Annotated in this window: 13 protein-coding genes and 2 pseudogenes; 2 read left to right on the top strand and 13 right to left on the bottom strand. The window is 51.9% G+C overall.

Translation table 11 applies throughout. The annotated features are described in order from the left end of the window. Nucleotides 1–154 precede the first annotated feature (154 nt). On the top strand, nt 155–901 hold the full coding sequence (locus BMW55_RS01695) for a class I SAM-dependent methyltransferase (RefSeq protein WP_211663644.1): 747 nt from the start codon (nt 155–157) through the stop codon (nt 899–901). Nucleotides 902–929: 28 nt separating this feature from the next. Here the strand turns inward: BMW55_RS01695 and BMW55_RS01690 are convergent. The 10 genes and pseudogenes from BMW55_RS01690 to BMW55_RS01655 all read right to left on the bottom strand — a co-directional run. Next, nucleotides 930–1,115: pseudogene (locus BMW55_RS01690) on the bottom strand (sigma factor); the annotation flags it as partial. Further along, on the bottom strand, nt 1,075–2,691 hold the full coding sequence (locus BMW55_RS01685; RefSeq protein ID WP_089964638.1) for a recombinase family protein: 1,617 nt from the start codon (nt 2,689–2,691) through the stop codon (nt 1,075–1,077). The gene BMW55_RS01685 and the pseudogene BMW55_RS01690, both read right to left, overlap by 41 nt. A gap of 59 nt (nt 2,692–2,750) precedes the next feature. Then, entirely contained in the window at nt 2,751–2,891 is a 141-nt protein-coding gene (locus BMW55_RS19185; protein ID WP_170839678.1) for a hypothetical protein, read from the bottom strand. Nucleotides 2,892–3,353: 462 nt separating this feature from the next. Then, the gene (locus tag BMW55_RS01680) at nt 3,354–4,121 is read right to left on the bottom strand and encodes an SDR family NAD(P)-dependent oxidoreductase (protein ID WP_089964636.1); all 768 of its coding nucleotides are present in this window, start codon (nt 4,119–4,121) and stop codon (nt 3,354–3,356) included. Nucleotides 4,122–4,146: 25 nt separating this feature from the next. After that, nucleotides 4,147–5,517, bottom strand: coding sequence for a glutamine synthetase family protein (locus tag BMW55_RS01675; protein ID WP_089964634.1), 1,371 nt, complete (start codon nt 5,515–5,517; stop codon nt 4,147–4,149). A 27-nt stretch (nt 5,518–5,544) separates the two neighbouring features. Further along, nucleotides 5,545–6,969, bottom strand: a complete 1,425-nt coding sequence (locus tag BMW55_RS01670) for an NAD-dependent succinate-semialdehyde dehydrogenase (RefSeq protein ID WP_211663648.1) — start codon at nt 6,967–6,969, stop codon at nt 5,545–5,547. A gap of 41 nt (nt 6,970–7,010) precedes the next feature. After that, nucleotides 7,011–8,201 (bottom strand): M20 family metallopeptidase, encoded by a 1,191-nt coding sequence (locus BMW55_RS01665; protein ID WP_089964631.1) that lies wholly within the window; start codon nt 8,199–8,201, stop codon nt 7,011–7,013. Nucleotides 8,202–8,248: 47 nt separating this feature from the next. Then, nucleotides 8,249–9,787: an amino acid permease gene (locus BMW55_RS01660; RefSeq protein ID WP_244527399.1), complete on the bottom strand. Its 1,539-nt coding sequence runs from the start codon at nt 9,785–9,787 to the stop codon at nt 8,249–8,251. Beyond that, entirely contained in the window at nt 9,765–9,929 is a 165-nt protein-coding gene (locus tag BMW55_RS19180; protein ID WP_170839677.1) for a hypothetical protein, read from the bottom strand. The genes BMW55_RS01660 and BMW55_RS19180 overlap by 23 nt, the downstream gene beginning before the upstream one ends. Before the next feature lie 248 nt (nt 9,930–10,177). After that, nucleotides 10,178–11,326 carry a metallophosphoesterase gene (locus BMW55_RS01655; RefSeq protein WP_089964627.1) on the bottom strand — a complete coding sequence of 383 codons (1,149 nt, stop codon included), beginning with the start codon at nt 11,324–11,326 and terminating at the stop codon, nt 10,178–10,180. 409 nt (nt 11,327–11,735) lie between these two features. On the opposite strand from BMW55_RS01655, the gene BMW55_RS01650 reads away from it, so the two are divergent. After that, complete coding sequence (locus BMW55_RS01650) at nt 11,736–12,164, top strand: ferritin-like domain-containing protein (RefSeq protein WP_089964625.1); 429 nt, start codon at nt 11,736–11,738, stop codon at nt 12,162–12,164. A gap of 276 nt (nt 12,165–12,440) precedes the next feature. Here BMW55_RS01650 and BMW55_RS01640 read toward each other — a convergent pair. The 3 genes and pseudogenes from BMW55_RS01640 to BMW55_RS01630 all read right to left on the bottom strand — a co-directional run. Further along, a pseudogene (locus BMW55_RS01640) lies at nt 12,441–12,641 on the bottom strand (hypothetical protein); the annotation flags it as partial. A 308-nt stretch (nt 12,642–12,949) separates the two neighbouring features. Further along, complete coding sequence (locus BMW55_RS01635; RefSeq protein WP_089964621.1) at nt 12,950–14,287, bottom strand: MFS transporter; 1,338 nt, start codon at nt 14,285–14,287, stop codon at nt 12,950–12,952. Further along, nucleotides 14,280–16,790 (bottom strand): PEP/pyruvate-binding domain-containing protein, encoded by a 2,511-nt coding sequence (locus tag BMW55_RS01630; protein ID WP_089964619.1) that lies wholly within the window; start codon nt 16,788–16,790, stop codon nt 14,280–14,282. The genes BMW55_RS01635 and BMW55_RS01630 overlap by 8 nt, the downstream gene beginning before the upstream one ends. Nucleotides 16,791–17,228 lie beyond the last annotated feature (438 nt).

The raw sequence follows: 17,228 nt of genomic DNA, 5'->3' as shown, positions 1-17,228 counted from the left end.
GTCTTTTGAAAGAATGATCAAATTACATTTATTTTTGGAAGGGTTGGCATTCACCGGGAACGAATACTCTTATGATCCTGAGAAAGAGAGAGGGGAGATACATATGCTTGGAGCGGGGCCGGGAAAAGGATGATTTGTAAACATGAACAGAGATGTGGAGGTACATGTTATGGCAGATGAGCTTTTCGAGAATCCGCGTCTGGCTGCAATCTATGACTTCTTTGATTCTGACCGTTCCGACCTCGATGCTTACGAGGCCATGGTCAACGAATTTGGTGCTCGTTCCGTGCTCGACATCGGCTGTGGAACCGGAACTTTTGCCTGTCGTCTCGCTGCCAGGGGCATCAAGGTGACTGGAGTTGATCCAGCCGCAGCCTCTCTCCATGTGGCTCAAATGAAACCTTGGAGTGACCGTGTCGAATGGATTCACGGTGATGCCTTATCCATTCCCCCTTTGGCGGTGGACCTCGCGACGATGACAGGCAACGTTGCCCAAGTTTTCCTGACCGATGAAGAGTGGATGGGGACCCTCCGTGCAGTACGTGCGGCGTTGCGACCCGGCGGACGGTTCGTGTTTGAATCGCGGGACCCCAAGGCACAGGCGTGGCTGGGATGGAACCGGGAGAACACCTACCGCCGCGTTGTGGTGCCCGGCTGTGGCACTGTCGAGGGATGGGTCGACGTCACCGATGTACAGGGGTCTTTGGTGTCCTTCCGGACGACTTATATCTTTGAGAGCGATGGTGCCGTGATCACATCAGACTCGACATTGCGCTTCCGAAGCCGCGAAGAGATGACTAACTCGCTCCTGGATGCGGGCCTGTCCGTGGATGAAGTCAGGGAAGCTCCCGATCGTCCGGGACTTGAATTTGTCTTTATCGCCCGTCGCCCGATGGCTTAGGTGCGGGATTGGGCTACCATCTGTACACTATTGACATTAGAATCTCGTTTTCAATGCATCGGGCTGCATAAGTGGCCAGCTTTGTTCCTTTATTGGGCTGATAAGATTCAATCGCTTTGATCAGACCGATGGTTCCGATCGAGATCAGATCTTCCGTATCTTCCCCCGTATTTTCAAATTTTTTGATATTGTCGACTTGAGTCGATGTTCCTATGCTTGATTAAGGTATCCAGATATCCGGCACAAGTGATTTCACACTGCGTTTGATCCTCGTTAAAGCTGAGGCGGATCTCATCAAGCAACAATTGGATGATCCTTCTTTTCTTATCAAAAGGGAGATCCGCTTCATGATGGACCAATTTCTCAACGTAATCCATTACCTGGGCCACTTGCTCCTCATGCCGGTTTTTCACATTTTCACTGAATTGTACTTGCAATGCTTCCGCTTCTGTCCGCAACGCTTTCAGCTCTTTATTGATCACGCTTAAATCCCGGGTCATCTCTTCTTCCGAAATGACTTCACGTCTGAACATGATTTTCACTTTTTCCCGCTCTTTTTCCTTGTGCTTGATTTTCCCTTTGAGCACTTCCATCGTCTCCTTCAACTGATGATTCACGCTTTCTGCCGATTTCTCAAACTGGGTCACAATCGTATCCCGATCTGCCACTGTTTGCAGAATCAGATTCCATATGTATTCTTCGATCGATTCAGCCCTCAGTGTAGGGGCCGGACACTTTTGACCCCCTTCTCCGTATTTCCTCGGATTTTTGTTTGGACAGCGATAGCAGCGGTATTTTTCCCGTTGACCGGTTTGTTTGTTTCTTCTTCCGGTATAAGTGGTTCCATTCCAGATCCGGCCGCAATGCCCGCAACGGATGATGCCTTTCAATAAATAGTTGTATTTGGCATTTCCGGTATTGGTGAGATTTTTCCGGCGCTGCTCCTGGGCCAGCTCAAATAAGTCTTTATCGATGATCGCAGGGACTTCTGCATTTACCCACTCCGATTCATCACGGTATTCATAGATTTTTTTGGGATTACCGCTTTTGGTTTTTTCCCCTTTTAACTTCTTGGTTTTGCGTCTGTTATAGAGATAAATGCCGATATAAACTTGATTCGTTAAAATGCGGCTGATCGACGACTGATGCCAGTGCTTGCTTTCTTTTCTCTTGGGCATCACTCCCAGCTGAACCAAGCGGTTTCCGATTTCTCTGAGCGTTAAGTGATCGTGGACATACCACTTATAAATCTTTCTAACAATCTTCGCTTCTTCTTCATTAATCACCAATTTTCCGTCCACCAGGTCATAACCGAACGGCGCACATCGCATAGGCATGATTTTATTTTGCTTTTCAACGGCTTTGAGCCGGCCGCGACTCGTTCGTTTTCTGATCATAGACAGCTCATACTGGGCAATGGCGGATTGCAAGTTAAAAAAGAGTTGACCTTCCGGGGTATTCCGGTACTCGGTATCGCAAAAAATGAGTTCCACATTTTTCCGTTCAAACTCCCTGCATACAATGAGCTTATCCGTCAAATCACGGCTCAGACGGTCAGGATGGGCACAAATCACATGAGATATTTTGCCAGCCGCCACATCTTGCCTTAAACGGTCCATTTCCGGCCGCTGGATGTCTTCTCCCGATGCCCCGTTTTCTTTGTATACTTCAATCTGATGCAATCCTAATGCATGCGCTTTATGAATGCACATTTCTATTTGTGTATCAATACTTGTCCCTTCCGAGGCTTGTTGTTCCGTCGACACCCGGGCATAGACTGCAACCTTCATCCGTGTACCTCCCCTCACGCCGGCGAAAAATGAATCAAACTGGCTGACGCCAGTTTGATTTAGTCTTTTAAAGCTGTTTCAATCAACAGATGGACCACTTTTTCTTTCGCGCTGAACGCTTTTTCCACTTCTTCACGTGATTTTGTCTCACCGTTTTCAACCACAATAAACCGGATCTTCCTCCGACTGTGATGGTTCATGTTTCATGCACCGCCTTCAAGCCATCTGATTGAAATATATGAAAAAAATCAGTTGTCCTATAACCCGCTGCCGAGTGATTGAAAACCATAAAAAAGAAACCAGGCTTCTCATGCGAACTTCAGCCTGGCTTCTCTCGCAGGGAATTGTTATAGATTTGTAGGAGACGACTTCGTTCACAGCTTAGAACGATCTATGGCTGAACAGGTATATCATGACTGTCCGCTTCCATCAAGTACAGACGGATGTCCGGTAATTACACGCTTATCCTGAGGAGATGTATCCGTCATCTTCAAACAGGGATTCCTTCAGCGGGAGCAGTCTCAAGAAGGGCTTTAGATGCGGAAACGTCTATCTTCTAAACATGCACCGGCACAGGGGAATGGGGAACACCAGCGATGATTTTTGAACCACCCCTTCCGCTCCCGCCAGTATGCAGTCCAGATCCCGATGACCAAAGCAACTTAGAAATAGTTGCTCGTAATCCCTCCGTCAATGGTGATCACGGAACCATTGGTCCAATCGGATTCATCCGAAGCAAGGTAAATCGCACAGTGAATAATGTCCTCCGGACGGCCAAAACGCCCGCTGGGTTGACGGCTGAGGCGGACACGGCGGGCTTCTTCATCTTTCAACAGCCATTCCGTCAACAAAGGAGTTTCAATCGGTCCGGGGCAGATGACATTGCTTCGAATCCCTTTGGGCCGGAACTGGATGGCCAAAGATTTGGTCAACGAAATCACTGCTCCTTTGGATGCCGTATAAGCGTCCTGAGGGACACTGCATCCGACCAGCGCGACAAAGGAAGCAATATTGATGATCGATCCCTTCCCCTGCTCGATCATTTTAGGGATCGTGTATTTGCAGGTAAGAAAAATCCCCCGGACATTGACGGCCATGACTTGGTCCCACACCTGCACAGAAGTGTCAATCACAGAGTGATCCGCTTCCGGCATAATTCCCGCATTGTTGTACAGAACATCCAGCCGTCCGAACCGTTCATGGGCACTTTCCACAGCCTGTTTCACACTGGCTTCATCCGCGACATCGCAGGGAAAGTATGCAGCTTCCCCCCCTTGTTCCACAATCGTATCGGCCACTTGTCTCCCTGAGGTCTCATTTAACTCGAACACAACGACCTTCGCCCCTTCTTCGGCGAACATCTCTGCCGCCCGCTTGCCCATTCCGCTGCCGGCCCCGGTGATGACAGCAACTTTCCCTTTTAAGCGCATATTCGGTCCCCTTTCCGTCCTCCGCTTAAATTCGCTCAAAATAACGCTGTTTTTCCCAATTGGTGACCACCCGTTCAAAGGCCTGTTGCTCTACTTTGGCAACATGGAGATAGTGGGAGGCGACTGCCGGTCCCAACGCTTTTTGGACAAACTTGCTTTCAGCAAATGCGACGATGGCTTCGTTCAGCGAGGCGGGCAGACGCTCTGTACCGGATCGGTCGTATCCATTGCCGTCACAAGCCTCTTCCAACTCGTAGCTTTGTTCGATTCCTTCCAGCCCGGAAGCGATCAGTGCCGCATAGGCGAGATAGGGATTGGCATCCGCACCGGGAAACCGATTTTCGATCCGAAGACTTTGTCCTCTGCCCACGATGCGCAGCCCGCAGGTCCGGTTGTCCCAGCCCCAGACTATGTTGGTCGGTGCCCAGCTGGCAGTGATATAACGCTTATAAGAGTTGACATTGGGTGCGAACAGAATGGCCGTCTCCCGCATGTGGCGAATCACTCCCGCCAGGAAATGACGCATCGTTCGCGACATCCCCCTCTCCTCAGCCGGGTCGTAAAATGCGTTTTGTCCCTGTTCCCGGTTTTTCAAGCTCACATGGATATGGCAGCTGGAACCGGTCCAACCATGATCGGGCTTAGCCATGAACGTGACCGCGACTCCCTGCTGAATCGCCATTTCCTTCATGCCGTGCTTGAGGAGAACATGCCGGTCAGCCGATTCCAGGGCAGGTCCGTACCGCACGTTGATCTCGTGCTGGCCGATTCCCGCTTCGCCTTTGGTGCACTCAACCGGGATACCTGCCTTCATCAGCTGTTCCCGGAACACCCGGTAAACGGATTCATTTCGGGTTCCCTGCAAGAGATGGTAATCTTCGTTGTAATGACCGCCGAGATTCAATCCTTCATATCCCTTGCGCCAAGCTTCTTCGTAGGTTTCACGAATCAGGTAGAATTCAAGCTCGCTGGCCAATTGCAGTTCAAAGCCCATCTTGGAAGCACGGTCCAATTGCCTCTTCAAAACGGAACGGGGGGCGATCTCCACCAGTGCCCCTTCTTCATCTACCACATCGGCCAGGATGAGGGCGCTTTTTTCCAGCCAGGGGATCAGGCGCAGGGTACCCCAATCCGGTTTTGCCGTCCAATCACCGTATCCTTTGTCCCAACCCACAACGTCAAACCCTTCCGGGGTGTTCATCTCCATATCTGTTCCCAGCAAATAATCGCAAAAGTGTGTCCCTTTTTCCTGGATGGTGACAAAATGATCCGCGGTGAACCGTTTGCCGACCAATCGTCCCTGCATATCGCAAAACCCCAGGATCACCGTGTCCACCCTGCCTTCATCGATCCATCCCTTCAAAACATCCGGAGATGCTTGTTGCGCTGCGGTCATGTTATTCCACCTTTCAGCTTTTCCTTTTTACAGGTTCATCGAAATGTACTTGATATTCAGAAATTCTTCCATGCCGTAATGCCCGCCTTCACGCCCTTGTCCGCTCTCCTTGATCCCGCCGAACGGGGCCTGTGGAACGCTCAAGGATGTACCGTTTACGGCAACCATGCCAAATTCCAGCCTCTCCGCCGCCATAAAGGCCTTCTGAATGTCTCTGGTAAAAAAGTAGGCGGCTAATCCGTAGGGAGTGTCGTTCACCCGTTTCAGGATCTCTTCCTCGTCGGAAAAAGAGACCACGGGCGCCACCGGTCCAAATATTTCCTCCTGGGTTACCCGCATGTCGTAGGTGACATCAGACAACACAGTCGGAGCATAGAAGGTTCCGTTTGCCAGTTGCCCGTCTGTCAGCAGCCTGCCGCCCGTGAGAACCCTGGCTCCTCTCATCACCGCATCCCGGACCAGTTCAGCCACTTTCTCCCTGCCGGCTTCGTCAATGACAGGACCGATCTGTGTCCCCGGCTCCCAGCCGAAACCCACTCTTAGACTCCGGACCCGTTCAGTCAGCTGTTGTAAAAACTCCTCAACCAGACGCTCATGCACGTAGATCACGTTGATGCCATTGCACATTTGTCCGCAGTTCTCAAATTTGTTGCCTACCGCCGCCTTCACAGCCCTGTCCACTTCCGCATCGGAAAAAACGATCAACGGCGCATTGCCACCCAGTTCCAACGAAAGCCGTTTCACTTGCCCGGCGGAAGATTGGATCAATTGTTTCCCTACCTCAGTGGAACCGGTAAAGGAGATTTTTCTCACGCTCCGGTTCTCCATCAAGGCCCGACCGATCTCACTCGCGGCACCCGTCACCAGATTGGCGACACCCGGGGGAAGTCCGGTCTTCTCCAACAGCTGCATGAGGAATACGGCGGTCAAGGGGGTCTGGCTGGCCGGTTTTAATACCACCGTACAGCCGGCGGCCAAAGCGGCGGCCATTTTCCTCGTTACCATGGTGGCCGGGTAGTTCCATGGCGTAATCAACGCAGCCACGCCGACCGGCTGGCGGATCACCAGGATGCGTTGCTTGGGTTTGGAGCCCGCCAGAATCTCTCCGGTTACCCGTTTGGCTTCTTCTCCGTACCATTCTGAAAAGTCTGCCGCCGCATCCACTTCTTCCAGCGCTTCCGACAACGGCTTTCCTTGTTCGAACGTAAGGAGTCGGGCTAATGGCTCCCGTTCCCGCCGGATTTCCTCCGCCCACTTCTTGAGATAGGAACCCCGATCAGCCGCCGTCAGCCCCGACCACACCGGGAAAGCCTGTTCAGCGGCTCTTACCGCTTGTTCGGTTTCCGTTCGTCCTCCTTTGGGTACACTTCCCACCAATTCACCATTCGCGGGATTGATGACCGTAATGGTTTCACCCGTTTCGCTGTCCATCCATTGCCCACCGATCCACATCCGGTAATGAACTGCCGTCCGCATCATGCTCCCCCTTCTTTTTACTGTGATTGTTTGCAAAGAGGCGTACATGTCATCAGCAGGGCCAACAACGCCGTCCGTGGTACAAAACTGTCCGGTTCTATATACTCGTCCGGACTGTGATCCAACCCTCCCACGGGTCCCAGTCCATCCAAGCAGGGAACCCCTTGGGCGGCAATCCAGTTCGCATCGGAGCCGCCTCCCGTGCCGGTATGCCCGAGGCTCATGCCCAGGGAATCAGCGCACTCAACGGCCAAAGCGGCCAACCGGCCGATTTCCTGGTTGTAAAACATGGGCGGAAACCACAACTTCAAGTCTGCAGTGATGGTGACCCCGGGGGTTGTGGGACGGGATGCCGCTTCTTTTGCCAATCGGTCCACACGGTCAACAGCATCGTGATGAAACAGCCGGATGTCTACTTGGGCTACCGCCCGGTCCGGTACCACATTGGACGCAGTTCCTCCTTGTATGGTTCCGATGTTGATCCGGTAGGCGTCCTCCCCGGTCGTCCGCTGCCGGAGCCACTGGAGGAGATCCAGCAGGGCCACGATCGCATTGGCCCCTTTTTCCGGTTCGACACCCGCATGCGCAGAGCGGCCACAGGCAGTCAACGTCAACTGCGCCACCCCCGCCCGGGAACTGACGATGTTCCCGTTTGCCCTCGCTGCCTCCAACACATAGACAGCATCCATACCAGACAATTGTTCGGCCATCCGGTTTCTCGTGTGAAAAGAGCCCGTCTCCTCTTCGCTGTTCAGGACAAAGCAAATTTCGCTAAAATCTTCCCATCCCAGCTTTCGCAAAACTTCAACTGCGTAGAGCCCCACCAGCAGTCCGCCTTTCATGTCGGATACGCCCGGCCCCAAGAGCAGCTGCTCCTGCCGTTTCATCGGACGTGATTCGGCGGTTCCATCAGGGTAAACGGTATCAGCGTGCCCCAGCAAGCCAATGCGCTTTCGCCCCTTTCCAAACATTCGCCCCACCCATAATCCGGCACAACCCTCGACCGGCAGATGGTCGACCTGAAAACCGATGGCGGACATCCAGCCGGCAAAGATATCGCCCACCCGCTTCACGCCGGCCGGATTCCGGGTGCCGCAATCGACCTCCACCAGGGCTCGCAAACGGTTTTCCCAGCCAACCGTCGCTTCAGCGGCAACGGTTCGGATTTGCGAAGGGGAAAATAATGGCGGTTTCTCATGATTTTTCATACGCTCCCCCCTGATTTCCCCGACATGTAATGTTCATCCTTCCATCTTTAATCATGGAACTCGGCTTCCCGCCTGGCCAGCTCCTCGGGCGATACTTGCAAAGCCGCTTCCGGTCCCGGAAAATGATGCCGATAATAGGTCAGATCCATGATCAATAAAACGATCATCATCATAATCAATGCGATCCCCGCATTTTGATTGGGCGGTATCACCATCACCACACTGATTATCGCAATCCACAACAATGCGAGAATGGCTACCGTCCTCCCCCACTTCCCCAGATTCCACGGTCCCAAGTGCCTCGGAGTGAACCGTCCTTTCGACTCGGCGATCAGCCGCAGCCAAATGGGAATCCCGTAGGAAACATACAACCCGACCACACTGACCCCTGTCAAAAAAGCCAATGTGGTATAAGTGGTGTCAGGGTTGACCAGTTTGATGAAGTAGTCGGTTAAAGCCAGGATGAAAGACAAAATGACCGCCAGCCAAATCGCTGCAACGGGCGTGCGATAATGTTTGTTGATCCTAGCAAACCAATCGCTGCGCGGCATCCCTCTGTCCCTGGCAAAGGCGTACATCATTCGGGAAAAAGAAGTGACAGAGGACAGACCGCAAAACCACATGGCCAGAACAATCATCCATAAAACCACTTGACCGAACGTGCTTCCCAAAGCCTGACTGATCACGAAGATAAACGGATTATCTGCGGAAACGGCCGCATGAACATCCTGAATCGACAAAGTGACAAAAGCCAGCATGATCATCCCGGCAACAAAAGAAAAAGCGACCGATGAGAAAATTCCCCATGGTGCCCGAACCCGCGGATGGATCGTTTCTTCGATGGTGTGGGCGGAGGCGTCATATCCCGTAAACGTCCATTGCGCCTGCAACAAGCCGATGAGAAACGCCAGCCAATACGGCTTATCCGAAAAGGTTTCTCCCAGCCGGAACAGACTGTCGACAGGCTGCAGCTCCCCTTTGCCGAACCCAGCCAAACTTACGACCAGGATCAAGACCACCCCCAGGTGGTACCACGCGGAAAAATCATTCAGCCTGGCCACGATCCGGATTCCCACATGGTTCAAAACACCATGGGACACCAGCACCAGGGCAAAAATGATCAGGGTGGTGGTTTCTGTCATCCGGTATCCCAATACTGGGGAGAGTAAACCGTCGGCAAAAAAGGCGACCGAGTAATCGATTCCCGCGACAATCCCGATCTGTCCGATCAGGTTGATCCAGGCCGTATACCAGCCCCAGCGTTTATTTCCCAACAGAGACGCCCAATGGTACAACGCTCCCGCTGTCGGAATTGCGGAAGCCAGCTCCGCCATGGACGCAGCCACCATCATGCAGAACAACGCCACCAACGGCCATCCAAACCCCATCATGCCGGTCCCCCCATAGGTCAATCCATGACCGTACAGTGACACGGCACCGGTCAAAATGGAGATGATGGAAAAAGAGATGGCAAAGTTGGAAAATCCGCCCATATCCCTGAGAAGTTCCTGAGCATAACCGAATCTGTGCAAAAAGTTTTTGTCCTCGGACAATTGCTTCTCTCTATGAGACGGACGGGTCTTCAAACGCATCCCTCTCCTTTCTGTCCCCCAAAAAGCTTTCATGCGTCTCCTCATTGAAAGCACGTACATTCCGGTTGGCAATGATTCCGATTGCGAGTGCAACGGCACATGCGGCAAGGATCAACAATACACCCAACATTGTCATCCAAGTCCCCACTTCCCCCAAACAGGCTGGAAATAATTATATTACTAGTATATCATAAATATACAATATTCAAAATAAAATTACTATTTTTATAAAGATTGAGCCGGAATGATCATCATATGTCCCATCCCTGAACAACGTTAGGCAAATCCGATCTAAAAAAGACGGACACTCTTCTGTGCCCGTTCCTGATCAAAATAGCATCCCGTGTACACCTGAAAAATTTACAGACGAATGGCCATGAACCGTTATTTAAATGTCAACGTCACACTGACGACTTCCGGTTGGTTGCCGATTCTCAGCGGCGGACCCCAAGTGCCGTAACCGCATGATACGATGAGGTGATACGTTCCTTTTTGCAGCAGGCCCCAATCCAGTTCGTAGATCCACCCGGTGATCAGATTGGCGGGAAAGATTTGCCCCCGGTGGGTATGGCCGGACAGCTGCAGATCGATCCCGCTTGCTTGGGCCTTTTCCAGATCAATAGGCTGGTGATCCAACAGAATTAAGGGCTTGGAAGAATCAACTCCCTTCATCAGTTCGTTCAATTCCAACCTTGGAGGGACGCTGCGGCGGTTGGGATCGTCCCTGCCTATGAGATAAAAGCTGTCTCCAACGCTGACATAATTGTCCTTTAAAACACGGATCCCAGCCTCTTTTAAAGACCGCATGAATTCACTGTCCTTCTCGCGCAGATCACGATCATGATTCCCGGGAACGGCAAATGTTCCGTAGGGTGCCTGGATCCGCCCCAAAACTTCAGCCAATTTCCTGGCGTCTTCGGGCGGAAGTCTCCCGTCTGTCAGATCACCAGCCAGCAAAACGATGTCCGGCCTGGTTTCATGAATCATTTCGACTAAGCGGTTCAGCCGTTCAGCCCGAATAATTGAGCCATAATGAATGTCAGAGACCATCGCGATCCGGAGCTGCTTCATGGAACCGGCATCTTTGTTCACCTCCACCTCATATTCGGTGACTACCGGATGGCGGGCATTCCAACCGCCATAAGCCACAGTGGCCAAAACGAGGGAGGCCACCAAAATCGCCAAAAACAGCGGAGTTTTTTTATGCTCTTTTATGTATGCGGGCAAAAAACTCACCCGTTGATCCATGAGCCTGACTACATCAATCATCAGAAGCAGCAAAAAAGCATACAAAACCGCAACCATCGAATACCCTCCCCAAACGGTTAAGCAGGTCACGATGGAGGCAGGCAGAACATCCTCTCCCAGTTCTGCTGCGGGGAAGGGTAAGACCAATAAGAAGAAAACAGCCCAAAATAGGATCCGGTTATAGCAGGAAGCCGTTTGGACAAGCATCTTCCATCCTCTGTAGCCGATGTAGAAACTCATCAAAGCATATAAACCTAAAAATAACGTGATAATCAGACCCCACATGGTTGATCTCCTCCGTTGTTCGAACTACCTGTTTAAACAGAAATCTCTTTCTTTTATTTAAGATCATTCACAAAATAGAGCATAACCCCCGAAATTCCTACGATTCAAATAAGCAACAAACCTCTGGTCTCCACTGTAACGTTTAATTTAAAAATTTCCTCCTTTCAGTCTACCACGACACAAAGACTTTCTTTGCTCAAACATATGGATCTTTGTTCCTTGTGCAGATCCGTTTTTTCATCGTCATCATTCTCCAGTTGTCCTCTCACCCCAATATGACCGGCTTTCTCCTCCATCCTCCCCGATGGCCTTCCTTCCGCTGCCGGGGACAACACCTCTCCTGTCATGCAATGGGGTGTTTATGGCAAAAGCAGACAGGGTAGCAAAAAAACAAAGGAGGAGATATCCCATGGATGCCAAACAGGCGCTCATCGACGGATTAAACGAGGACCTTGCCTATGAACTTTCAGCGATCAACCAGTATATTTACAACGCGGCAGTTGTATCCGGGCTTGCCCGTTTAACTCTGCGCAACCTTTTTGCCAAAGAAGCGCAGGATGAAATGGGACACGCCCAATACCTGGCGGAGAAAATCGCGGCTCTTGGCGGTGAGCCTGTGGTGCAACCCAAACCCTTTTCTCACTCCCGCAATGTGAAAGAAATGCTGGAAGCAACGATTCAAGCCGAAATAGACACCATTGACCGATACACAGAACGGCTGGAGCAAGCGGACGCGGTTCAGGATATCGAACTGAAAACCAGACTGGAGGATATCATCGCCGACGAAACCAAACATAAGGAAGAAATGCTCCGGTTATTGGAAGACCCCCGCCTCTAGCGGTGATATAGCATCAAGCGAATCGGCTCGATGATACCAATCTCATTCGCTTTGGTAGTCCAAAAGCCAAAAAACACCGCTTCCCGCATTTTGGTCTGGGAAGCGGTGTTTTTTGGCTTGGAGCCGGTACCGGTTACACTGCCATGACGGGCAGGCTCACATGAGTGTCCATGCAACCAGTCCACTTACACTTGATCTTCTGAGCCTCTCCGGATGATCCCGGGTCAGCCATTGATTCTACGATGACTTTCTTACCTTGTTTTGTGTCTATATCGTTTTCACAATATGCGCAACGAGACGCAAGTTATGTTCGATCAGGGTGTTGCGGGCTTGCTGATCACCGTCTGCCATCATCTTTAAATTGCGTTCCTCTTCTTCTTCGGATAATGGTTGGGGGAATGCGTTATTTTTGATATAAGATACGAACAGGACCATTTCCCTCAACATCAAGGCAAGTGCAGTCATCAGACCGGGCATATCCTCGCCACCTCCATCCCGTTCATAAAAAGCCATTACTACCTTATGCATTTTTGGGCGAATCGTGTACGGTTTCAATTATATGCAAAGATTGATTTATGATTGAATAACTCCTTTTAAACCCTCCGGTAAACGACTGAATGTATTTTTATGTTTTCCGGCTAAGAGCCCTTCTGAATACCCCGATGCATGCGAACCGGGCTCGTTGACAGCCGAAGGATGAACAGTTACATTCATGGAAACTGCGTGGCTCCGGCTGCCCTCTCATGGCCATCTCATGTCGGACAGCCGGCAAGGTGCCGTGCCCTCTATTTCGCTCCCAACCGGGTTGCCTGGTCAGGCTCCCATTCCGGCTTGACTCCTCTGGCAACGAAGATTCCCGCCACCGACGCCGCCAGCAAAACAGCAAACAGCGAGGCCCTGCCCGCTAACAGGCTGACCAGCGTAGAGGACATCATGCTGCCAAAGTAACGGAATGTGGAAAATATCCCTGAGGCCGTTCCCGACAATTCTTTGCTGACCGATAGCAGCGATGCGGTCTGCATGGCGGAATTGCCGAGTCCGCCGGCCAATCCGCCCACAATGAGAGCGAAGAGGAGATAAGGAACAGACATGGATAAATGAAGAGACCAATAAAGCGCACTCGCGATCACGGACACGGAAAAGGACAACGCGATCATTTTGCTGTTCCCCCACCGGGCCGCCAACTGTCCGCCGATCCACCCCGCCATGGACATGGAGATGGAGAAAACAAACATGACCAGTCCCACTTGCTGCGTGGACAGGCGGAAGTCGGATTCCAGAATCAACGGCATGGCCAACAAGGTGGTATACATCACAAAGTTGCTGAGCAAAATAGAAAGATTGGCGCTGGTAAACGTGCTGTTTTTAAATAACGAAAATTGAATCAGCGGATGGCTGGCCCGAAGCTCCCTGTGCACGAACAGGGCTGAGAATAGCAGGAAAAATCCGCCCATAACCGCATACCGCAAGGGGGTTTGAGGATGGGTCAACAAAATCAGGAACGCAAAACTGACCGCCAGATACACAGACCCCAACCAATCGAGCTCCGCCTCCCTGCGGGAATCTTGCCGGGGCAACACCAGCCAAGTGGTGACGATGGCGAACAAGAGAAAGGGCACATTCACCCAGAAGATGGATTTCCAACCCCACAGGCTGATCAAGGTGGAACCCAATAGCGGACCGATGGCCGCCCCCAGGCCCATCCCCATCCCAAACAGGCCGAACACCTTGGCCATTCGTTCCTTGGATACGTGTCGGCGAATGATCGCACTGGCATTTGGCGTGGCAAGGGCGCCTCCGATGGCTTGAACCGAACGGAACGCGACCAGCCAAGGCAAGTTGAACGAAAACGCGCACGCGATGGATGAGAGAAACAATAATGCGAGCCCCCACATGTAGATGCGCCGGTTGCCGTAGAGGTCGCCAAGCTTGCCGGCGATCGGCTGGGTCACGGCCATGACGATGAGATATATGGTGACCACCCAAGAAATGGCGGCCAAACTTTCGTTGAAATAGGAAGAGATGGCCAACAAGCTGACAGCGATCATGGTGGAGTTGATGGGGACCAAAATCGTCCCCACCAACAACGACACAACCAACAGAAGTTCTTTGCCCCTAGTCATGAATCGTCACCGTTCCGTTCGTTCCGTCTACCGTCACCGTGTCACCGTCTTTCAGCCTGGAGGTTGCCACCTTGGTGCCGACAACGGCAGGCAACTTGTACTCGCGGGCAATGATCCCCGAGTGGGAGAGAATGCCTCCCGCATCCGTCACGACCGCCGAAGCCACCGAAAAGAGGATGGTCCAGGTGGGCGTCGTGGTTTTGCACACCAGGATTTCCCCCTTTTTCAATTTGCCAAACTCGTCCTCACTGCGGATCACTTTTACTTTGCCGGTATAAGTGCCTTGCGATGCGGCAAACCCTTTGAACGTCCGGCTCCCGTCGTCCTGTTCAAAGACCTGTAACGTACCGTGCATTCTGGCAAATTGGGGATCGGCCAATAACTCGGATGAAGGCTTGCCGAAATGGGTGGGAATGTCCTTGTTTTCGTTCTCCCTCATTTCCGCCTTGCGCTCCGCGATCCATTTCCTGAAGTCCCGCGGGTGTTCCAGCACTTGGATCAGCTCGTCATAGTAAAGGAAAAAAATGTCCTCATTTTCGTCCATAACCCCGTGATTCACCAACGTGTTGCCTACGTTTAACAGAAACAGGCGCGATTTGGCCGAAAGCATGGCATCAATGTAAAAGTGATGATCATCGCGTACACACGCTCCGTCGAGTGCCCATTCATACACCTGCATAAATCGGTTCTTTAGCTCGCTTTCCGGGAAACGATCGAGAAAAGCCCGGTATTTTTGCTCCCGCTCCCGAACGATGCGCGCATGTTCTCTGTCAAAGTCGTATCCGGTTTGAAGGTAGGTTTGAACATGGCTGAGCGGGATGGACACGTCCTCCAACCATGTTTCTCCCAGGAATTCATGCGTGTTTTTCTTACGGTACCCGTAGGTGTCCAGCATACGGCTCACTTCGGCCAGGAAGGCTTGCCCGGCATCGCTCAGTCTCAAACGGTCGGCCAGCCGGTTGGCCGGTTCACTTTGAAAGGCGGCCAATACTTCCGGTTGCCGTTTGGCCCGCTCGGCCAGTCTCCACAGCTCCAGGTCGGTCTCAAGCGATTTGTTCATCACGCCGACCAGCAACTCTTGAATAAAAAGCGGGTCCTTGTTGCCCGTCAATTGCTCATACAGGCGTTCCAGCAGCGAAAAAACGGCGCCGTACGGCCCGACCACATCGAAGTGCACTTCCCACGCTTTTTGATAAAACCGGAACAGTTCCTCCACTTTTTCGCGAGCTTCGGCCAAGGAGAGATCCATTTGCCGATCCCGGTCCAAACGTTCGTAAACCGGCATCAACACCTGGCTGACCATGTCGAGCATGCGCTTTTTGATCACCGGGAACAACGGGCGCATGATTTCCTGATGTTTGGCCAAACGCTCCTCCATGTTGCCCTTGAACGGCTCCATCGAAAGATAGATGTGATTCATATGCAATTTAATCCGGTTTTCTCCGACAGGAAAATGCAAGCGGCCAAACGCCGTGTTAAACCCGTGCACAAAAGCCGGAATCATATATGAGGCAAACAGGGGACTTTTGGGACCGGCCAAATGGGTTTCATCATAAAACCAGAACCGGCCTTGTTTGTCCTCTTCGTTCAACAGGATCGACCATTGGAATTCGGACACCGCCGTGGTGATCGGCCGGGCCTGCAACACATAGATGTTGCCTTCTTCAATCCCGAATTCCACATCGACCGGATGCCCGTAAATCTCTTCCACTCTGCGGGCGATGCCCGCCAGTTCCCTCACCACATCATCGGTCAGGCAAAATCGCTGTTGTTCTTCTCCAGTCGTCTCTACTGTCCGGGTGCCTATGACATCTGCGATGATTTTCACTTCTTTCAAGCCCCGCTCTTTCTTTAATTCGCCGTTCTTTTTATCGACGATGTACAAGTCGGGGGTGGCCATCCCCGACACGACCGCCTCCCCCAATCCATAGCTGGCGTTGATCACCACTTCGAGCGGGTTTTTGGTGATCGGGTTGGCGCTGAAGATCACTCCGGACACATCGGACCGCACCAACCCCTGCACCACCACCCCCATCGACAGATCGGTCACGGAGATGTCCATCTGATCCAGATACGCCAGCACTTGCTCAGAAAACATGGACGCCCAGCACAATCTCAATTTGTCAAGCAAATCTTCAAAAGTGATCACATTGAGGTAGGTCTCGTATTGCCCGGCAAACGAGGCACCCTCCAAGTCTTCCGCCGCAGATGAGGAACGGACGGCAACCGCGCCGAACGATTCCCGCAATGAATCAAACCGCCCTTTGATCTCCCGCTTCACATCATCCGGAATCGAAACCGCCTTCAGCTTCCCGTACAGCTCTTGTGCGTCTTCCAAACGGAGCCGGTTGGCATCCAGCGTGCGGGTCATCGCGTCCATCGTCACCACGAACCCGTCGGGAACCGGCAACCTTCGGCTCATCAGGATGGACAAGTTCTTCGCTTTGGCCCCCACCGTTTTCTCATGTTGCCAAGCGTTCTGAAATGGGATGGTGAACATCATCTTCTCTCCCTCTTTCTTTGTCTTGTTGGAGAACTTCTTCACCGGGGCACTGTCCGGCAAAACCGGAATGGGGATTACATCATCGGCCGGATCCGGTTTCCGGGCATACCGTTTCCGATCGGCGACCTTACATCAACTGCGCCTTGATTTGAAGAATTTTGTCAGTTCAAGCCACGGATCACCTGTGCAACCCATGCAAGATGAGATCCCTTCGCTTCAGTCATCGGCCCTTTCCTGGTTCAATAATATCTACTTTCTTTATATGTAAGTTTAAAAACTTATGGATACATTACCACTTTAAAAAAACATTTAAACCTTTTTTCACGTCAAACCGTATGGGCCGTGACCAGCGGGATGGTTTCCGGAATGGCGGAAGCAGTTGAGTTTCCCGTTCTCATCTTGCCGGAAAAAATTTAAACCTTGTCAGCAGTCATGGCC

Origin of the sequence: Lihuaxuella thermophila, assembly GCF_900110165.1 — a bacterium.
Lineage (GTDB): Bacteria > Bacillota > Bacilli > Thermoactinomycetales > Thermoactinomycetaceae > Lihuaxuella > Lihuaxuella thermophila.
Note: the sequence above shows the minus strand (reverse complement) of the source record. Positions and strands in the feature narration are given on the sequence as shown.